20 protein-coding genes and 1 tRNA gene are annotated in these 16,232 nt (G+C 61.0%); 12 read left to right on the forward strand and 9 right to left on the reverse strand.

Annotated elements, in window-relative coordinates; translation table 11 throughout:
• Positions 1 to 38: 38 nt before the first annotated feature.
• From J3O30_RS12005 to J3O30_RS12015, 3 genes are all read left to right on the forward strand, one after another.
• Positions 39 to 533, forward strand: a complete 495-nt coding sequence (locus J3O30_RS12005; protein WP_207580568.1) for a peptide deformylase — start codon at positions 39 to 41, stop codon at positions 531 to 533.
• Positions 534 to 642: 109 nt separating this feature from the next.
• Positions 643 to 1,152, forward strand: a complete 510-nt coding sequence (locus J3O30_RS12010; protein WP_207580569.1) for a BON domain-containing protein — start codon at positions 643 to 645, stop codon at positions 1,150 to 1,152.
• A 310-nt stretch (positions 1,153 to 1,462) separates the two neighbouring features.
• The gene (locus J3O30_RS12015) at positions 1,463 to 1,828 is read left to right on the forward strand and encodes a hypothetical protein (RefSeq protein WP_207580570.1); all 366 of its coding nucleotides are present in this window, start codon (positions 1,463 to 1,465) and stop codon (positions 1,826 to 1,828) included.
• Positions 1,829 to 1,889: 61 nt separating this feature from the next.
• Here the strand turns inward: J3O30_RS12015 and J3O30_RS12020 are convergent, their stop codons facing one another.
• Complete coding sequence (locus J3O30_RS12020; RefSeq protein ID WP_207580571.1) at positions 1,890 to 2,534, reverse strand: methyltransferase; 645 nt, start codon at positions 2,532 to 2,534, stop codon at positions 1,890 to 1,892.
• Between the two features lie 157 nt (positions 2,535 to 2,691).
• Entirely contained in the window at positions 2,692 to 3,411 is a 720-nt protein-coding gene (lipB, locus tag J3O30_RS12025; RefSeq protein ID WP_207580572.1) for a lipoyl(octanoyl) transferase LipB, read from the reverse strand.
• Positions 3,412 to 3,593: 182 nt separating this feature from the next.
• On the opposite strand from lipB, the gene J3O30_RS12030 reads away from it, so the two are divergent.
• From J3O30_RS12030 to sugE, 8 genes are all read left to right on the forward strand, one after another.
• Positions 3,594 to 3,678 (forward strand) — tRNA-Leu (locus J3O30_RS12030).
• Between the two features lie 128 nt (positions 3,679 to 3,806).
• The gene (locus J3O30_RS12035; RefSeq protein WP_207580573.1) at positions 3,807 to 4,766 is read left to right on the forward strand and encodes a DMT family transporter; all 960 of its coding nucleotides are present in this window, start codon (positions 3,807 to 3,809) and stop codon (positions 4,764 to 4,766) included.
• A 64-nt stretch (positions 4,767 to 4,830) separates the two neighbouring features.
• Positions 4,831 to 5,535 (forward strand): hypothetical protein, encoded by a 705-nt coding sequence (locus J3O30_RS12040; protein WP_207580574.1) that lies wholly within the window; start codon positions 4,831 to 4,833, stop codon positions 5,533 to 5,535.
• A gap of 75 nt (positions 5,536 to 5,610) precedes the next feature.
• Positions 5,611 to 7,632: an acetyl/propionyl/methylcrotonyl-CoA carboxylase subunit alpha gene (locus J3O30_RS12045; RefSeq protein WP_207580575.1), complete on the forward strand. Its 2,022-nt coding sequence runs from the start codon at positions 5,611 to 5,613 to the stop codon at positions 7,630 to 7,632.
• Positions 7,633 to 7,722: 90 nt separating this feature from the next.
• Positions 7,723 to 8,850 (forward strand): S-(hydroxymethyl)glutathione dehydrogenase/class III alcohol dehydrogenase, encoded by a 1,128-nt coding sequence (locus J3O30_RS12050; RefSeq protein ID WP_207580576.1) that lies wholly within the window; start codon positions 7,723 to 7,725, stop codon positions 8,848 to 8,850.
• Positions 8,850 to 9,335: a GNAT family N-acetyltransferase gene (locus tag J3O30_RS12055; protein ID WP_207580577.1), complete on the forward strand. Its 486-nt coding sequence runs from the start codon at positions 8,850 to 8,852 to the stop codon at positions 9,333 to 9,335. The genes J3O30_RS12050 and J3O30_RS12055 overlap by 1 nt, the downstream gene beginning before the upstream one ends.
• Positions 9,332 to 9,799 carry a YaiI/YqxD family protein gene (locus tag J3O30_RS12060; RefSeq protein ID WP_207580578.1) on the forward strand — a complete coding sequence of 156 codons (468 nt, stop codon included), beginning with the start codon at positions 9,332 to 9,334 and terminating at the stop codon, positions 9,797 to 9,799. Before J3O30_RS12055 ends, J3O30_RS12060 begins: the two co-directional genes overlap by 4 nt.
• 158 nt (positions 9,800 to 9,957) lie before the next feature.
• Positions 9,958 to 10,272 (forward strand): quaternary ammonium compound efflux SMR transporter SugE, encoded by a 315-nt coding sequence (gene sugE, locus J3O30_RS12065; protein WP_007629198.1) that lies wholly within the window; start codon positions 9,958 to 9,960, stop codon positions 10,270 to 10,272.
• 48 nt (positions 10,273 to 10,320) lie between these two features.
• Here sugE and J3O30_RS12070 read toward each other — a convergent pair whose 3' ends face one another.
• From J3O30_RS12070 to crcB, 7 genes are all read right to left on the reverse strand, one after another.
• Positions 10,321 to 10,713: a DoxX family protein gene (locus tag J3O30_RS12070; protein ID WP_207580579.1), complete on the reverse strand. Its 393-nt coding sequence runs from the start codon at positions 10,711 to 10,713 to the stop codon at positions 10,321 to 10,323.
• Between the two features lie 139 nt (positions 10,714 to 10,852).
• Positions 10,853 to 12,385: an acyl-CoA carboxylase subunit beta gene (locus J3O30_RS12075; RefSeq protein WP_207580580.1), complete on the reverse strand. Its 1,533-nt coding sequence runs from the start codon at positions 12,383 to 12,385 to the stop codon at positions 10,853 to 10,855.
• 22 nt (positions 12,386 to 12,407) lie between these two features.
• On the reverse strand, positions 12,408 to 12,866 hold the full coding sequence (locus tag J3O30_RS12080; RefSeq protein ID WP_207580581.1) for a hypothetical protein: 459 nt from the start codon (positions 12,864 to 12,866) through the stop codon (positions 12,408 to 12,410).
• A 67-nt stretch (positions 12,867 to 12,933) separates the two neighbouring features.
• Positions 12,934 to 13,719 carry an ATP12 family chaperone protein gene (locus tag J3O30_RS12085; RefSeq protein WP_207580582.1) on the reverse strand — a complete coding sequence of 262 codons (786 nt, stop codon included), beginning with the start codon at positions 13,717 to 13,719 and terminating at the stop codon, positions 12,934 to 12,936.
• A gap of 9 nt (positions 13,720 to 13,728) precedes the next feature.
• A complete protein-coding gene (locus J3O30_RS12090; protein ID WP_207580583.1) occupies positions 13,729 to 14,382 on the reverse strand; it encodes an HAD-IA family hydrolase in 654 nt (217 codons plus the stop codon).
• Entirely contained in the window at positions 14,379 to 15,368 is a 990-nt protein-coding gene (locus tag J3O30_RS12095) for an RluA family pseudouridine synthase (RefSeq protein ID WP_207580584.1), read from the reverse strand. Before J3O30_RS12095 ends, J3O30_RS12090 begins: the two co-directional genes overlap by 4 nt.
• Before the next feature lie 94 nt (positions 15,369 to 15,462).
• Positions 15,463 to 15,840 (reverse strand): fluoride efflux transporter CrcB, encoded by a 378-nt coding sequence (gene crcB, locus J3O30_RS12100; RefSeq protein WP_207580585.1) that lies wholly within the window; start codon positions 15,838 to 15,840, stop codon positions 15,463 to 15,465.
• Between the two features lie 121 nt (positions 15,841 to 15,961).
• Between crcB and J3O30_RS12105 the strand changes: the two genes are divergently transcribed.
• Positions 15,962 to 16,228, forward strand: a complete 267-nt coding sequence (locus J3O30_RS12105) for a hypothetical protein (protein ID WP_207580586.1) — start codon at positions 15,962 to 15,964, stop codon at positions 16,226 to 16,228.
• Positions 16,229 to 16,232: the final 4 nt, after the last annotated feature.

Genomic DNA, 16,232 nt, shown 5'->3' on the forward strand with positions numbered 1-16,232 from the left:
CCCGGCCAAGCCCCATCCAAGTAAAGAAAGCCTGCCCCATGCCCCTCCGTCCGATTCTGCGCTATCAGCATCCTGGTCTGAAGACCGTCTGCGCGCCGGTGACAGCCTTCGATTCGTCGCTCGCCGCGCTTGTCGACGACTTGGTGGCGACGATGCGGGCGGCGCCCGGCGTCGGCATCACCGCCGCCCATATCGGCGTCTTCAGCCGTGTTACTGTGCTGGAGCTCGACAAGACGGACGGCGTGCGGCTCTACATCAACCCGGAGATCACCTGGTTCTCGAAGGAGACGATGCGCCATGCAGAAGGCAGCGTCTCCATGCCCGGCGCCACTGAAGAGGTCACACGCCCGCGCGCGATCCGCTTCCGTTACCAGAATGCCGAGGGCATCGTGCACGAGGAAGCAGCCGAAGATTTCCACGCCATCTGCATCCAGCACGAGGTCGACCAGCTCGACGGCATTTTCTGGCTGCAGCGCCTCTCGCGGCTGAAACGCGACCGTCTCGTGAAAAAATGGGAGAAGGCACCAATCTGACAATCAAGCCTGACAATCAAGCCTGACAAATCGCCACCTGCACCGAACCATTCGCCACTGCCGGCGTTTCCCGCAGAGAAACCCCCTCAGCGAAAAAGGAGCGACTGCAATGGCAAGGATCGGTGACAAGACCCAGTTTTCCCGGGAGAAGCCTGAGCTTTCCCGGGAGGAAGATTATCGCGACCTCGAGGAACGCAATCTCGACGACGGTTGGCCCTATGCCGACGCCACCGGCGCCGACCCGGCCAACCGCCCCTATGGCGAGACCGCGGCAAATTTCGACAGCGATCCCAACAAAGGCTTCCGGATCGACGGCACGGATGCAGACGGCAACGAGAACCGCTTGAAGGATTCGCTCCGCGCCGATACCATCGACCGCGATGAAAGCGACGACCTCGAAGCACGGGTGAACGACAATCTCGAAAATATTCCCGAGGTCGACATCAATAGCATTGAGGTTCATGCCGACGGACACGTCGTCACCCTGGAAGGTTCGGTGGAAACGATCGGCATCGCCCGTAAGGTCGAGCTCGGTGCGCTTTCGGTCGACGGTGTCCACCATGTCCGCAACAAATTGCAGCTGACCGGTGTCGACGCGCATATCCCGAACGAGGACTAATCGCGCACCAAGATACGGAAGTCATGCGGGAGGCATCGATGCCTCCCGGCCGCCCCTGTCAAAATTTCAGTCGGCCAACATTACCAAAAGTTAACAATTTCAGATTGCATCGCAATTTAGACCTTTTGCTTAGGCGGCTTGTGTAACAAGAACGTCAATTTCATTGACAACACTGTGATTTCATTTGGACAAAAGGTCGCGGCCACGCCGTCAATTTATCACAAAATTGCCTGAATTGGGGCGCGAACTCGCAGCTGCCGAGGGTTAGTTTATGTTGTGAAATTCAACAGCAGATTGAGGAGATAGACCCATGCGCATCAAATTTGCCCTTGCCGCGTCACTGTTCGCCGTCAGCCTTGCAGGCGCTGCCTTCGCCCAGCCGACATATTCCGACGACTATACCAACGATAGCGACGGTTTTTCACAGAGCCCGATGTCGAAGCCGGCCCCCGTTCACTACACCAACCGCAAGGCCGCGGCCTATTCCAGCGATTATACCAATGATAGCGACGGCTTCGCCCCGAGCGCGATGGCGGCCCCTGCCGTCGACAAGACCGCAACGGCGAGCATCAACGCCCTGCCCCCATGCCACAGCATGATTGGCCCGAGCGGCTCCCACACCAAGGGTGCCGACAGCGGCGCCTCTCGCACCGACGCATGCCGCGCGACGCATTGATCCAAACAAAAGAAAGGGCCGGAATCCGGCCCTTCTCTTTTTCATTTCGCTCTCTGTCGTCTTAGAACACGAATGGAACCAGCCGATAGCGGGTCGTGGCCATGAAGGCCGTATAAGCAGGATCCTGCTGGAGCAGACGCTCCTCCGCCAAGAGGCGGAAACATTGTGCGGCAAGCGCCGTTGCATAGATGGCAAAATTCCAAAGGCTCGGATGAGCCATGAAGAATCCGATATGTGCCATCAGATAACCCGCATACATCGGATGACGGACAAACTTGTAGGGTCCGCCAATCTTAATACCGCGATTGGCCGGCAGCAGGCCGAAGCTTCGCCGCAATGACAGCTTTGCCGATATCTGCAGCACGAAACCGAGTGCCAACACCGTGCCGCAGAGTGCGAGCGGCGCAAGCGGCTCTGTCGCGGAGGGTGAGGCGAGCAGCGGGAAGAGCGTGCCGATGGCGGTGACCATCCAGTCAAACAGGCGCAGCGACGCATTTCTCGTCGGCCGGCGCGTCAGGATAAGGAAGGTGGCGGCCGCCTCGGAGACCAGCAGCAGGCCGTCAATAATCGCCCTGTTGTCCTGCATCTGCGGCAGCATTCGCATGACGATCGCAGCGAAGAAATAGCCGATGAGGACTTTCTCGAGAATGTCGAGAACGAAATACACGTCGAAGAATGACCAGCTTGCCACTGCCTGTTTTTTCATTATTTGCAAAGACTTCCGCATCACGAGATTATGGTGTCATATACATGCGGCAGCGCTAATAATAAGTTAAAGCTTTCGTTGCGGACGTTCTTACCTTGCCGATCCTCACTGCAGAATCTAGCGGCGGTGAAAGGCACCAAATTGCCGTCGAGAAAGGTCAGTTTTCGCTCGTCGTTTCGCCGAAAACCGCCTCGAAGGCGGTGCGCAGCCGGATATCGACATCAGCCATCATCACCAGCAAGCCAAGATCGACGAGGCTGGTGACGCCATAGGCTGAAATCCCGCAGGGCACGATGCCGCCGAAATGATCGAGATCGGGATCGACGTTGAGCGACAGTCCGTGGAAAGTCACCCATTTCCGCAGCCTTATGCCGAGGGCGGCGATCTTGTCCTCTGCCATTGTCCCATCGGGAAGCAATGGCTTTTGCGGCCGGCGCACCCAGACGCCGACGCGATCTTCACGTCGCTCGCCGCGCACATTCATCATGTCGAGCGTGCGGATGACGACATCTTCAAGCGCGGTGACGAAGGCGCGCACGTCCTGGCGTCTGCGCTTCAGGTCGAGCATCACATAGGCGACGCGCTGGCCAGGCCCATGATAGGTATATTCACCGCCTCGCCCCGTCGCAAAAACCGGAAAACGGTCTGGCTGGACGAGATCCCTGGCATTGGCGCTGGTGCCGGCGGTATAGAGCGGCGGATGTTCGACGAGCCAGACGAGTTCGTCGCCGCCATCTGATATCGCCGCCACCTCGCGCTCCATTGTCTCCACAGCCTCCGCATAGGGAACGAGGCCATCGGCGATGCGCCAACGCACCGGGCGGGTGCCGAGATTCGGGAGCATGGAGAATTCGAGATCGGTGCGAAGCATGGCCATTCCTTGCCGCTGTCCCCGAAATGCCTGAAAAAAGGGGGCGGCAGGACAGCTATATGGACCCGTTTCGGGGGCAATTCAAATGCTGTGACCGCTTTTGAAAAAAACTGTCATATCGCCCTTGTGCACCCCAAATGCTTTTGCTACATGCTGCCCCGCCGACGCAAATCGGCACCTACCACGATGCGGTCGTGGCGGAATTGGTAGACGCGCAGCGTTGAGGTCGCTGTGGGGCAACCCGTGGAAGTTCGAGTCTTCTCGACCGCACCATTTCCCTTCTGGGAATCGCTTTCTAAGCGACGATTTGGATTTCACCTCGAAGCTATTTGCGGTTGCTCTGCTTGATCGATCGGCCTTCTCATGGTTGATGGCGTCATCCCTGCCAAGAACCGGCCACCATGACAGAGCATCCAGCCCATCAAAATTCCCTGCCGGGCATGGCGATCATGTCCGGCGCCATGCTGATCCTGCCGATCATGGATGCGATCGCCAAATACATGGCGACCTTCGAGGCGATGTCGCCGGGCCAGGTGACCTTCTACCGATTCTTTTTCCAGATCGCCTGCACCCTGCCGATTCTCTTTGCCCTTTTCGGGCTGAAGGCGCTTTCGGCAAAACGGCCATGGATGAACCTGCTGCGCGGCGTGCTGCACGGTGGCGCGAGCCTGCTTTTCTTCGTCGCCGTCAAATACATGCCGCTTGCCGACGTTTTCGCCATTTATTTCGTCGAACCCTTCATGCTGACGGCCATGTCGGCGCTGTTCCTCGGGGAGAAGGTCGGCTGGCGGCGCTGGATGGCAATCGTCGTCGGTTTCGGCGGCGCGATGATCGTCATTCAGCCGAGTTACGAGATTTTCGGCCTGAAGGCGCTGCTGCCGGTCGCCTGCGCTTTTCTGTTCTCGCTCTATCTGTTCCTCAACCGCGCCATCGGTGACGCCGATTCGCCGCTGACCATGCAGACGATGGCCGGCATCGGCGGAACGGTCTTCATGGCGGCGGCCCTTCTCGTCGGAAGCAGTTCCGGCAATGCCGATTTTGCCGTCTCTCTGCCCGCCTCAGGTCTCGGTCTTGTCCTGCTTCTCGTCCTCGGCTCGATTTCGGGATATGCGCATATGCTCATCGTCCGGGCTTTCCGCCTCGCACCACTGTCGCTGCTTGCACCGTTCCAATACTTCGAGATCATCTCGGCGACCGTTCTCGGCTACGCGCTGTTTAATGATTTCCCCAGCTTTTCCAAATGGATCGGCATCTTCATCATCGTCGCATCAGGTCTCTTCATCATCTGGCGCGAGCGGCTGCAGGCGCAATCGTTAAAATCTTCCTCACCCCGGGAATGTCGGGTTAACTCCTCTTCTTGAGGGATCGTCAATTCGCAGGCGCTAAAACTGTCTCCGGCTTCATGATGAAGCCTGGAGCTAAAACATGAGCGAATTTCGTCTCGCTTTTCCGGCCTGTGTGGTGGCCGGCAAGCATCGGCTGACGGCCGAAGATATAATGCTATTGCGCAAACATGCTTTTCCGGAGGGTATCCGGACATCCGACGATGTCGTGGCGATGTTGGCGCTCAACAATTCCTGCCCTGAGAAATGCGCTGCCTGGAACGCTTTCTTCGTCGAGCAGTTCGCCGGTTTCATCGTCCATTACACCTATCCGCAAGGCTCGCTTGATGAAATCAACGTCGCCTGGATCATGCGCATGTTCACGACCGCCGGTGTCGTCAACTCGGCGCTGGAACTCGAGCTCATTCTCCACGTCATGGAGATTTCGACCGTTGTCCCGGGTGAATTGAGAGCGCTCGCCCTCGACCAGCTCCGTGTGGCGATCACCGACAATATCGGTGGCTACAAGCTGTCGCGTGCCGTCGATCGCCGGGGCATTACCCGCCAGGACGTCGATTTTGCCATGCGCATCTTCAGAAGCGTCGCCGAAGGTGGTGTCATTCCCGTCTCGTCGGTCGAATACGGCGTGCTCCAGCAGATCGAGCAAGCGACGCTGCCCGGCGCCAATCATCCGCACTGGGCCGGCATCATGGCCGCCGTCCAGTTGCGCGACTATGCCGAACCGCGGCGCAGCCGCTGGCTGCGTATCGTCGATGAGGAACCCGTCTCGCAGGCAGCTGTCGCCTGACGCTGCTCAAGCCTGATTGTGCGTTCCGGTGTTTTATGCGTAAAACTCCGGAACGCATTTCTGGGTGGAGTCTCGATGTTCAAGAAAATCCTGATCGCGAATCGCGGCGAAATCGCCTGCCGCGTGATCAAGACCGCGCGCCGCATGGGTATTTTGACCGTTGCGGTCTATTCGGATGCGGATCGGGACGCTCTGCATGTCGAGATGGCCGACGAGGCCGTTCATATCGGCCCGGCCGCAGCCTCTGAGAGCTACCTGGTTGCTGAAAAGATCGTCGCCGCCTGCAAGGCAACCGGCGCCGAGGCGGTGCATCCGGGCTACGGCTTCCTGTCTGAGCGCGCCTCCTTCTGCGCTGAGCTGGAAAAGCAGGGCATCGTCTTCATCGGCCCGAAGCCGAAGGCCATCATGGCGATGGGCGACAAGATCGAATCGAAGAAATTCGCCAATGCCGCCGGCGTGTCCACCGTGCCCGGCCATCTCAGCGTTATCGAGGATGCCGCCCAAGCGGAAGTGATATCAGGCGGGATCGGTTATCCCGTCATGATCAAGGCATCGGCCGGCGGCGGCGGCAAGGGCATGCGCATTGCCTGGAATGATGGCGAGGTGCGCGACGGCTTCGAGCGCGCCCGCTCGGAGGCGAAGAGCTCCTTCGGCGACAACCGCGTCTTCATCGAGAAATACATCGTCGAGCCGCGCCATATCGAGATCCAGGTGCTGGCCGATGCGCATGGCAACGTCGTCTATCTCGGCGAGCGCGAATGCTCGATCCAGCGGCGGAACCAGAAAGTGGCAGAAGAGGCGCCCTCGCCCTTCCTCGACGAAAAAACCCGCAAGGCGATGGGCGAACAATCGGTGGCGCTGGCGAGAGCGGTCGATTACCAGAGCGCCGGCACCGTCGAATTCATCGTCGACCGCGACCGCAATTTCTATTTCCTCGAAATGAACACCCGTCTGCAAGTCGAACATCCCGTGACCGAACTCGTCACCGGCATCGATCTCGTCGAACAGATGATCCGTGTCGCAGCGGGGGAGCCACTTCCCCTCACCCAGGAAGACATCAGGCTCGACGGCTGGGCGATCGAAAGCCGGCTCTATGCCGAAGACCCCTACCGCAACTTCCTGCCGTCGATCGGCCGCCTGACGCGCTACCGCCCACCGGCCGAAGGCCGGACCGGCAATGTCGTCGTCCGCAACGATACCGGTGTCTTCGAAGGAGCCGAGATCTCGATGTATTACGATCCGATGATCGCCAAGCTCTGCACCTGGGCACCGACGCGGGTCGAAGCGATCGAGGCCATGGGCCGGGCGCTCGACGGTTTCGTCGTCGATGGCATCGAGCACAATGTCCCCTTCCTGGCGGCGCTGATGAAACATCCGCGCTGGCGCGAGGGCCGGCTGTCTACCGGCTTTATCGCCGAGGAATATCCCGACGGTTTCGCGCCGATGAAACCGGACCGCAAGGAAGAGGCCACGCTTGCCGCCATAGCCCTTTCCGCCGGCCTGATCGAGACGAACCGGCGCGAGCATTTCGCCGATCGCCTGCGCGCCGCATCGGGCGCGCTGCGCGAGCACTGGGTGGTCAAGATCGGTGACAACTACGTCGCTGCAAGATTGCTCGATGGCCTCGTCACCATCCCTTTCGATATGGACATGGCGGTCGAGGGGGCGATTGACGGCGAGAGCATCAGCGTTGTCACCGACTGGAGACCGGGCGATCCCGTCTGGAGCGGCAAGGTCGGCGGCCGCGATATCACCGCGCAGATCCGCCCGCTCCTCAACGGGTTGCGCATCGACTGGCAGGGGCTTTCGGTGACGGCCAAAGTCTTTTCGCCGCGTCATGCCGAACTCGACAAGCTGATGCCGGTGAAGCTGCCGCCCGATACCTCCAAACTCCTGCTCTGCCCGATGCCCGGCCTCGTCGTCGCCATCGCGGTTGCCGAGGGCCAGGAGGTCAAGGCCGGGGAGACGCTTGCGATCGTCGAGGCGATGAAGATGGAAAACGTGCTGCGCGCCGACCGCGATCTCGTCATTTCGAAGATCAATGCCGCCGCCGGCGAAAGCCTGGCCGTCGATGCCGTGATCATGGAATTCGCCTGAGAGGAAAAGGCCGGCGGCCGGTTTTCGCTTGAGCGCGGCTCGCCGACCGTGCCAAGGTCGCCCCAATAAATTACCAGGGAGATTGTGAAGATGGACGTTCGCGCCGCCGTTGCCGTTCAGGCCGGAAAACCGCTGGAAGTGATGACCGTGCAGCTGGACGGCCCGAAGGCCGGCGAAGTGCTGGTCGAGGTCAAGGCGACCGGCATCTGCCACACCGACGATTTCACCCTGTCGGGCGCCGATCCGGAAGGCCTGTTCCCGGCCATCCTCGGCCATGAAGGTGCCGGCATCGTCGTCGACGTCGGCCCCGGCGTCACCTCGGTCAAGAAGGGCGACCACGTCATCCCGCTCTACACGCCGGAATGTCGCGAATGTTATTCCTGCCTGTCGCGCAAGACCAATCTCTGCACCGCGATCCGCTCGACCCAGGGCCAGGGCGTGATGCCTGACGGCACCTCGCGCTTTTCGATCGGCAAGGACAAGATCCATCACTATATGGGCTGCTCGACCTTCGCCAATTTCACCGTGCTGCCGGAGATCGCCCTTGCCAAGGTCAATCCCGACGCCCCCTTCGACAAGATCTGCTACATCGGCTGCGGGGTGACGACAGGCATCGGCGCGGTGATCAACACCGCCAAGGTCGAGATCGGCGCCACCGCCATCGTCTTCGGTCTCGGCGGCATCGGCCTCAACGTGCTGCAGGGCCTGCGGCTTGCCGGTGCCGACATGATCATCGGCGTCGACATCAACAGCGACCGCAAGGAATGGGGCGACAAGTTCGGCATGACGCATTTCGTCAATCCGAAAGAGGTCGGCGATGACATCGTGCCCTATCTGGTCAACCTGACCAAGCGCAATGGCGACCTGATCGGCGGCGCCGACTATACGTTCGACTGCACCGGCAACACCAAGGTGATGCGCCAGGCGCTCGAAGCCAGCCATCGCGGCTGGGGCAAATCGATCATCATCGGCGTTGCCGGCGCCGGCCAGGAGATCTCTACCCGCCCGTTCCAGCTGGTCACCGGCCGCAACTGGATGGGCACCGCCTTCGGCGGCGCGCGCGGGCGCACCGACGTGCCGAAGATTGTCGACTGGTACATGCAGGGCAAGATCCAGATCGACCCGATGATCACCCACACGATGCCGCTCGACGACATCAACAAAGGCTTCGAGCTGATGCATTCCGGCAAGAGCATCCGCGGCGTGGTGGTTTACTGATGGCTTCGACGACCTGCATGGCCGACATCAAGACCTTCGATGAGCTCCTCGCGCGGGAGCTCTACGACCTCTTGAAAATGCGCGTCGATGTCTTCGTCGTCGAGCAGAACTGTGCCTACCCGGAACTCGACGGCAAGGATATCGATGCCTTGCATCTAAGGCTGATGGAGAGCGGCGAACTCCTGGCTTCGGCGCGGATTCTGACACCGCACGAGCCGCATGATCCGTCAAAAATCGGCCGCGTCGTCGTCTCGCCCACCCATCGCGGCAAGCGCCTCGGCGATGCATTGATGCGCGAAGCGATCTCCGCTTGCGAGCGGCTTTATCCGGCACACCACATTGCCTTGTCGGCGCAGGCCCATTTGCGCCGCTTCTACGAATCCTTCGGCTTCATCGTGGCATCGGAGGAATATCTGGAAGACGGCATTCCCCATATCGATATGGTCCGCCAGCTGGCCATCCAGCCGGCAAGGATATTGTCATGATTTATGTCGATGCCGATGCCTGCCCGGTGAAGCCGGAAGTGCTGAAGGTCGCCGAACGCCACGGCCTCGAAGTCACCTTCGTCGCCAATTCCGGCCTACGCCCATCGCGCGATCCGATGATCCACAACGTCATCGTCTCCAACGCCTTCGACGCTGCCGACAACTGGATTGCCGAGCGCGCCGGCCCCGGTGATGTCGTCGTCACCGCCGATGTACCGCTCGCCGTGCGCTGTGTCGCCACCGGCGCCTTCGTCAGCGGCCCGACCGGGCGCGTCTTCGACGAGACCAATATCGGCATGGCGAGCGCCATGCGCGATCTCGGCGCGCATCTGCGTGAAACCGGTGAAAGCAAGGGCTACAACGCCGCCTTCAGCCCGAAGGACCGCTCGCGCTTCCTCGAAACCTTCGACCGCCTCTGCCGCCGCGCCAAGAGTTTTTCCGCGGAGGCTGGTGGGCAGCCCTGATCCCGACCGGCATGAAACGGGTGGCATAGCGGCCATGCGGATTCCTACCTTGAACGGAGCCGTTCCCTTACGCATATAGGGGTTATCGCAGACGACTGCGGCATCCTGAGGATGCAACCGTCGCGGGGACGGCCTCGCTCTTGAACAAGGAGAGTCGTATGGCCTGGTTTCTGCTTTTTCTCGCCGGTCTTTTCGAATGTGGCTGGGCGATCGGCCTTAAATATACCGATGGTTTCACACGGCCGCTGCCGACGGCGCTGACCGTCATATCCATGGTGGTCAGCATCGTGCTGCTCGGCCTGGCGGTGAAGCACCTGCCGATCGGCACCGCTTATGCGGTCTGGACCGGCATCGGCACGGTCGGCACCGTGCTCCTCGGCATCTGGCTGCTTGGCGATGAGGCAAGTGTCTCCCGTCTTGCCTGCATCGTGCTGATCGTCGGCGGCATCGCCGGTCTCAAGCTCACCGCTTGATCACCAAAACGCTGCGGGGCATCGTAACGCCCCGCAATCTATGTCGGCTCAGGCTGCCTTGCGGTTATCGACGGAAAATGCGCCGGGACCGGAGAAGAACATGTAGAGGAAGACGAAGCAGAACAGGATCGCGGCGTCGCCCTGATTGACGGCTGGGAAGAAGCTGTTCGGAGCATGCGCCATGAAATAGGCGACCGCCATTTCGCCGGCGAGCAGTAAGGCGACGGGACGCGTCAGCAGGCCGACGAGAATGAGGATGCCGCCGACAAGCTCAAGAAAGGCGGCGAAAAGCATCAGCGGCGGCAGCGAGCCCGACATCTGCGAGGCCGGGAAGCCGAAAAGCTTCATCGTGCCATGTTCGATGAACAGCAGTGCGGTGATGATCCTGAGAGCGGCCAGCCCATAGGGGCGGTAGGCAGAAAGACGCTCGAAAGTTGACATAAAATCTCTCCATTAAAAGAATACCGCCGAGCGTTAGCCTGTCGTCGGCAAGGATTGAACACACGGATCGCTGACAACCGTTCACATTTTCGACAGCAGCTAAACACCTGACCGGACGAATATATTCATCGGCCAAATCTCAAAGCGGGATGTTGTCGTGTTTCTTCCAGGGATTGGTGAGATCCTTGTTGCGCAGCATCTTCAGGCCGCGCGCCAGCCGCCGCCGGGTCGAATGCGGCATGATTACCTCGTCGACATAGCCGCGCTCGGCGGCGACGAAGGGTGAAAGGAACCGGTCCTCGTACATTTTCGTGTGGGCGGCGATCTTCTCGGGATCGGCGATATCCTTCCGGAAGATGATCTCGACCGCGCCCTTGGCACCCATCACCGCGATCTGCGCTGTTGGCCAGGCGTAGTTGAGATCTCCGCGCAGATGCTTCGACGCCATCACGTCATAGGCGCCGCCGAAGGCTTTGCGGGTGATGACCGTCAGCTTCGGCACCGTCGCCTCCGCATAGGCGAATAGCAGCTTGGCGCCGTGCTTGATGAGGCCGCCATACTCCTGCGCCGTCCCCGGCAGGAAACCCGGCACGTCGACGAAGGTGACGATCGGAATGTTGAAGCAGTCGCAGAAGCGAACGAAGCGCGCCGCCTTGCGCGACGCGTCGCTGTCGAGCACGCCGGCCAGCACCATCGGCTGGTTGGCGACAAAACCGACGGTGGAGCCTTCGACGCGGCCGAAGCCACAGACGATATTACCGGCGAATTTCGCCTGGATCTCGAAGAAATCCCCCTCGTCCGCCACCTTCCGGATCAGTTCCTTGATGTCATAGGGCTTGTTGGCGCTGGCCGGCACCAGCGTATCGAGCGACATATCGACCTCTGTCACCGACTGGTAACATTCGATTTCAGGCAGTGGCGCGGTGTTCGAAAGCGGCAGGAAATCGATCAGCCGGCGCACCTGCAGCAGCGTTTCGACATCATTCTCATAGGCGCCATCGGCAATCGAAGAGCGCACAGTGTGGACCACGGCGCCGCCGAGTTGTTCCGCCGTCACCGTCTCGTTGGTGACGGTTTTCACCACATCGGGGCCGGTGACGAACATGTAGGAGGTATCACGCACCATGAAGATGAAATCGGTCATCGCCGGCGAATAGACGTCGCCACCGGCACAGGGACCCATGATGACGGAGATCTGCGGGATGACGCCGGAAGCGAGCACATTGCGCTGGAACACTTCGGCGTAACCGCCAAGTGCGGCCACGCCCTCCTGGATGCGGGCGCCGCCGGCATCATAGATGCCGACGATCGGCGCGCGGTTCTTCAGCGCCATGTCCTGCACCTTCATGATCTTCTCGGCATGCGCTTCCGAAAGCGAGCCGCCGAAGACGGTGAAGTCCTTGGCGAAGACGAACACCGTGCGGCCATTGACCGTGCCCCAGCCGGTGACGACCCCGTCGCCGGCAACACGGCTCTTGTCCATGCCGAAATCGGTGGAGCGATGTTCGACGAACATGTCGAATTCCTCGAAGGAGCCTTCATCGAGGAAGAGGTCGATACGCTCGCGCGCCGTCAACTTGCCACGCTTGTGCTGGGCGAGGATGCGCGTCTCACCGCCGCCGAGGCGGGCGACGCCGCGGCGCCGTTCCAGTTCTTCGAGAATTTCCTTCATGCGATCTCCCTCGCCGCTTGTGCTAGTGGCTTCGCCCGCTGAGTGAGAAAACCGAGCGTATCCTGGCTGCGACGTCCTCGGCCAAGATCTCGTCGGCAAGCTTGGGGTCGGCGGCGATGCTGGTCACGTCGAAGGCGCTGACCGCGATGACCGAGCCGTCCTCGACGGAAGCTGCGTCGATGCTGATCTTGGCGACGTTGCGGTCCTTCTGGAAGCCGAGGCCCTTCTCGATCGACACGACGCGGATCGTCAGCACCACCCGCGGCAGCACGGTGTCACGCACCGTGGCGTTGATCGCGGCATTGACGCGGTCGTTGATGCCGCCAAGCAGCTCGGCCGGCATGTTCGGCCCGGAGACAACGACGGCGCTGCGCACATCATAGACCGGTGCCTCCGGCTTTTTCGCCGAGAGGCTGCCGCAGGCTGCAAGCGCGACACAGACGAGTGCGGCCCGGCAAAAACACGACCTCAGCCAATTCATCGCAAAATCCCGCACGACCCCGTTGGAGTCGCAGATTTCGTCATAATGGCGGGGAAGGCAATATGTTTCAGGCGCTTAGGGCGAAAAAAACATCCGTCGCCGCCTTGAAGTCGGCAAAGCGCTTGGCCCGCCGCTCCTCGGCTTCTTCGTCGCTGCCCCAATGCTCGATCGTCCAGTCCTCGTCGAGATGGGCAAGCGACCAGGCTTCCTCCATCGTCACCCGGCCACAGGCGAAGGCGAGAGCCAGGATCGCCGAACCGGTGAGCGTGGTGACTGTGTGCAGTGCTGCGAGCGCGATCGGGTTGTCATATCTGGCGAGCGTGACGGCGAAGGCGGCGGTCGCCTCGCGCGGCTGCTCACGCGGCATCACGCCTTCGACGAGGATGAAACGGGCGCCGAGATCGTTTGCCGCCCAGTCGACCATCGGGTCCCAGCGCTCGGCCTGGCGTTCGACCAGCAGTTCCGGCCCATCGGCGCGATAGCAGATAAGGTCGCTCGAGGAAAAGCGCAGGATATCTTCAAGGATCGCCTGCGTGTTGCCGGTAATGCCGTCGAGCGCGGTGTTGACGAGCCGCGTCATGGGCATCGTCATGGGATCGATCTCTTCGCCCTGCGCCTGCCATTCGGCGGCGACAAGCTGCGCCAGCGCCTCGGTCGGAACCGCAAGAACCAGCCGTGCCGGCGTGCGCACCATCTTGCCGTCGAGCGTGATCGCAAAACCGCCCTCGTATTCGGCAACCGAGACGTCGGTATAGAAACGCTTCGGCAGCGGCTTCTTCATCTGGATCTGCGCCCGGCGGATCGGATCGGGATGGCTCAGGCCTTCGGAAAGATCGTTCAGCAGATCGCGCATAGGCTTACCTCAGGAAAAATGGCTTAGTATCTCGTTTGGATGATAGGCGATCGCATCGGCGCCGTTGGCGATCAGCTCATCCACGCTGGCATAGCCCCAGGCAACGCCGATCGCCTTGGCGCCGGCAGCCTTTGCCATCTGCATATCGAAAATGGCATCGCCGATGACAATGGCATCAGCGGCATTCATGCCGGTTTCGTCACAGCATTCCGTCACCATGGCCGGATGCGGCTTGGAAGGGCAATCGTCGGCGGTGCGCGCAACGGTGAAATATCGGTCGAAGCCGTGCGTCTCCATCACCAGGTTCAGCCCGCGCCTGGATTTCCCTGTCACTGCGCCGATCAGCAGATCCTCGCGCCCGGTGATCGCGTCGATCATCTCGCGGATGCCGGGAAACAGCGGCTCCCTGTAGTCGAGATCCTGGCGCACCACCGAAAACAGCGATTTGTAATGCGCCGTCATCTCGATATCGTCCTGCTCGACATGCGGCCTGCCCTGCATGCGGGCAATCGCGATATCCAGCGACAGGCCGATAATCGCCTTGGTGTCCTCAAATCGCGGTTCCGGCTTGCCGAATTTCTCGAAGGTCCGACGCATGGTTTCATGGATCAGGCCGGCGCTGTCGACCAGCGTGCCGTCGCAATCGAAAAGGGCGAGTTTCATTCGCTGTCCCTTTCAGCACCGGCAAGGTCGAGACCGAGCAGGTTCCATGTCTGCACCATATGCGACGGCAGTGGCGCGCTGACGCGCAGGCGGCCGCCGGAGGGGTGCGGGATGTCGATGCGGCGCGCATGCAGATGCAGCTTCTTCTGCACGCCGCCCGGAAAATCCCAATTCGGATCATCGTCGAAATATTTCGGATCGCCGATGATCGGATGGCCGATATGCAGGGCATGAACGCGCAATTGGTGGGTTCGGCCGGTATAGGGCTCCATCTCCAGCCATGCGAGGTTCTGCGCCGCCGTCTCCAGCACGCGGTAGAAGGAAATCGCATGGTCGGCCCCGTCCTCGCCGTGTCTGGCGATGCGCATCCGGTCGCCATCGGCGGTCGGCTCCTTGACGAGCCAGGTCGAGATCTTGTCTTCGTGCTTGCGCGGAACGCCCTTGACCAGCGCCCAATAGGTCTTCTTGGTATCACGCTCGCGGAAGGCGGCCGTCAGCTTCTGTGCGGCGCCGCGGGTGCGGGCGATGACGAGAACCCCTGACGTATCGCGGTCGAGGCGGTGGACGAGCCGCGGCTTCTCGCCCTTCGGGCTGGTCCAGGCTTCGAGCATCTGGTCGATATGCCGGGCTACACCGGAGCCGCCCTGCACCGCAATACCGGGCGGCTTGTTGAGCACGATCACCTTATCGTCCTCATGCAGCACCATGCGCGACAGGAGTTCGAAATCGGACGAATGCTTGAGATCCTTGCCGGCGATCGGTCCGGACTTCTTCGCATCGACATCGAGCGGCGGCACCCGCACCGTCTGCCCGGGCTGCACGCGCGCATCCGATTTGACACGGCCGCCGTCGACACGCACCTGGCCGGAGCGCAAAAGCTTCTGCAGCGGACCGAAACCGAGCCCGGGAAAATGCACCTTGAACCAGCGATCGAGCCGCATGCCTGCTTCGTCGGGTTCAACCTTGATATGTTCTATGCCAGCCATAAAAAATCTTTCGGAAATTGCAGCGCGGGCCAAGCCGGCGTTCTTGCCGCAGCCTTTAGAGCATTTTCAAGCAAAACGGAAACCGGAAAAGAAATCAGGCCAAAGCGCGCATGACGGCAAGGCCTGCCATGACGGCGGCCATCGAAAGCCCGACGCTCGCCATGATGTAGATACCGCCCGCCGCCGCCTCGCCACGCTCGAACAGCGAGATCGCATCCAGCGAAAAGGCCGAGAAGGTGGTGAAGCCGCCGAGGAAGCCGGTGATCAGCAAAAGCCGCAGTTCCACCGAGGCGTTGAACCTCCGCGCGATCAACTCGGCGAAGACGCCGATGACGAAGCAGCCGACGACATTGACCGCAAGCGTGCCCCAGGGAAAGGCCGGGCCCATGAGCCTCAGCGTCCACTGGCCGATATAATATCTGAGGAGGGAACCGATAGCGCCGCCGACGGCGACGAGAAGAGCCTGGATCATCCGCCGGATTTATCGCAACTCCGCAGAGATTCCAATCGTGACGGAATGAATTCTTACCATCCGGTAAAATGCCGATGATTTTGTTATGATGGCGCCAATATCATGCCGATACCGTGACGGCATGACCCAGCTCCTGTCCGTATCGGCCAACACCGCTGCCATTGCCTTCGAATCGCTGAGGATTCCCCAGCGTGTCGCGACCAGCACCGCCGCGCGCGATGCACGCCGCATCGCCGACCGGCAATTGAAGGCCGACAGCCCCGATCAGGCCGAGGAGCCCTCCAGCATCATCCAGTCGACGGAAGTGGCGCTCGACCTGATGGCCAAGGGCAACCGCCAGCCGCAGGCCGGCCTCAAGCAGGCTCTGCAATCCTACGAAGAGGTCTGAGGCA

Origin of the sequence: Rhizobium sp. NZLR1 (genome assembly GCF_017357385.1) — a bacterium.
Classification (GTDB): Bacteria; Pseudomonadota; Alphaproteobacteria; order Rhizobiales; family Rhizobiaceae; genus Rhizobium.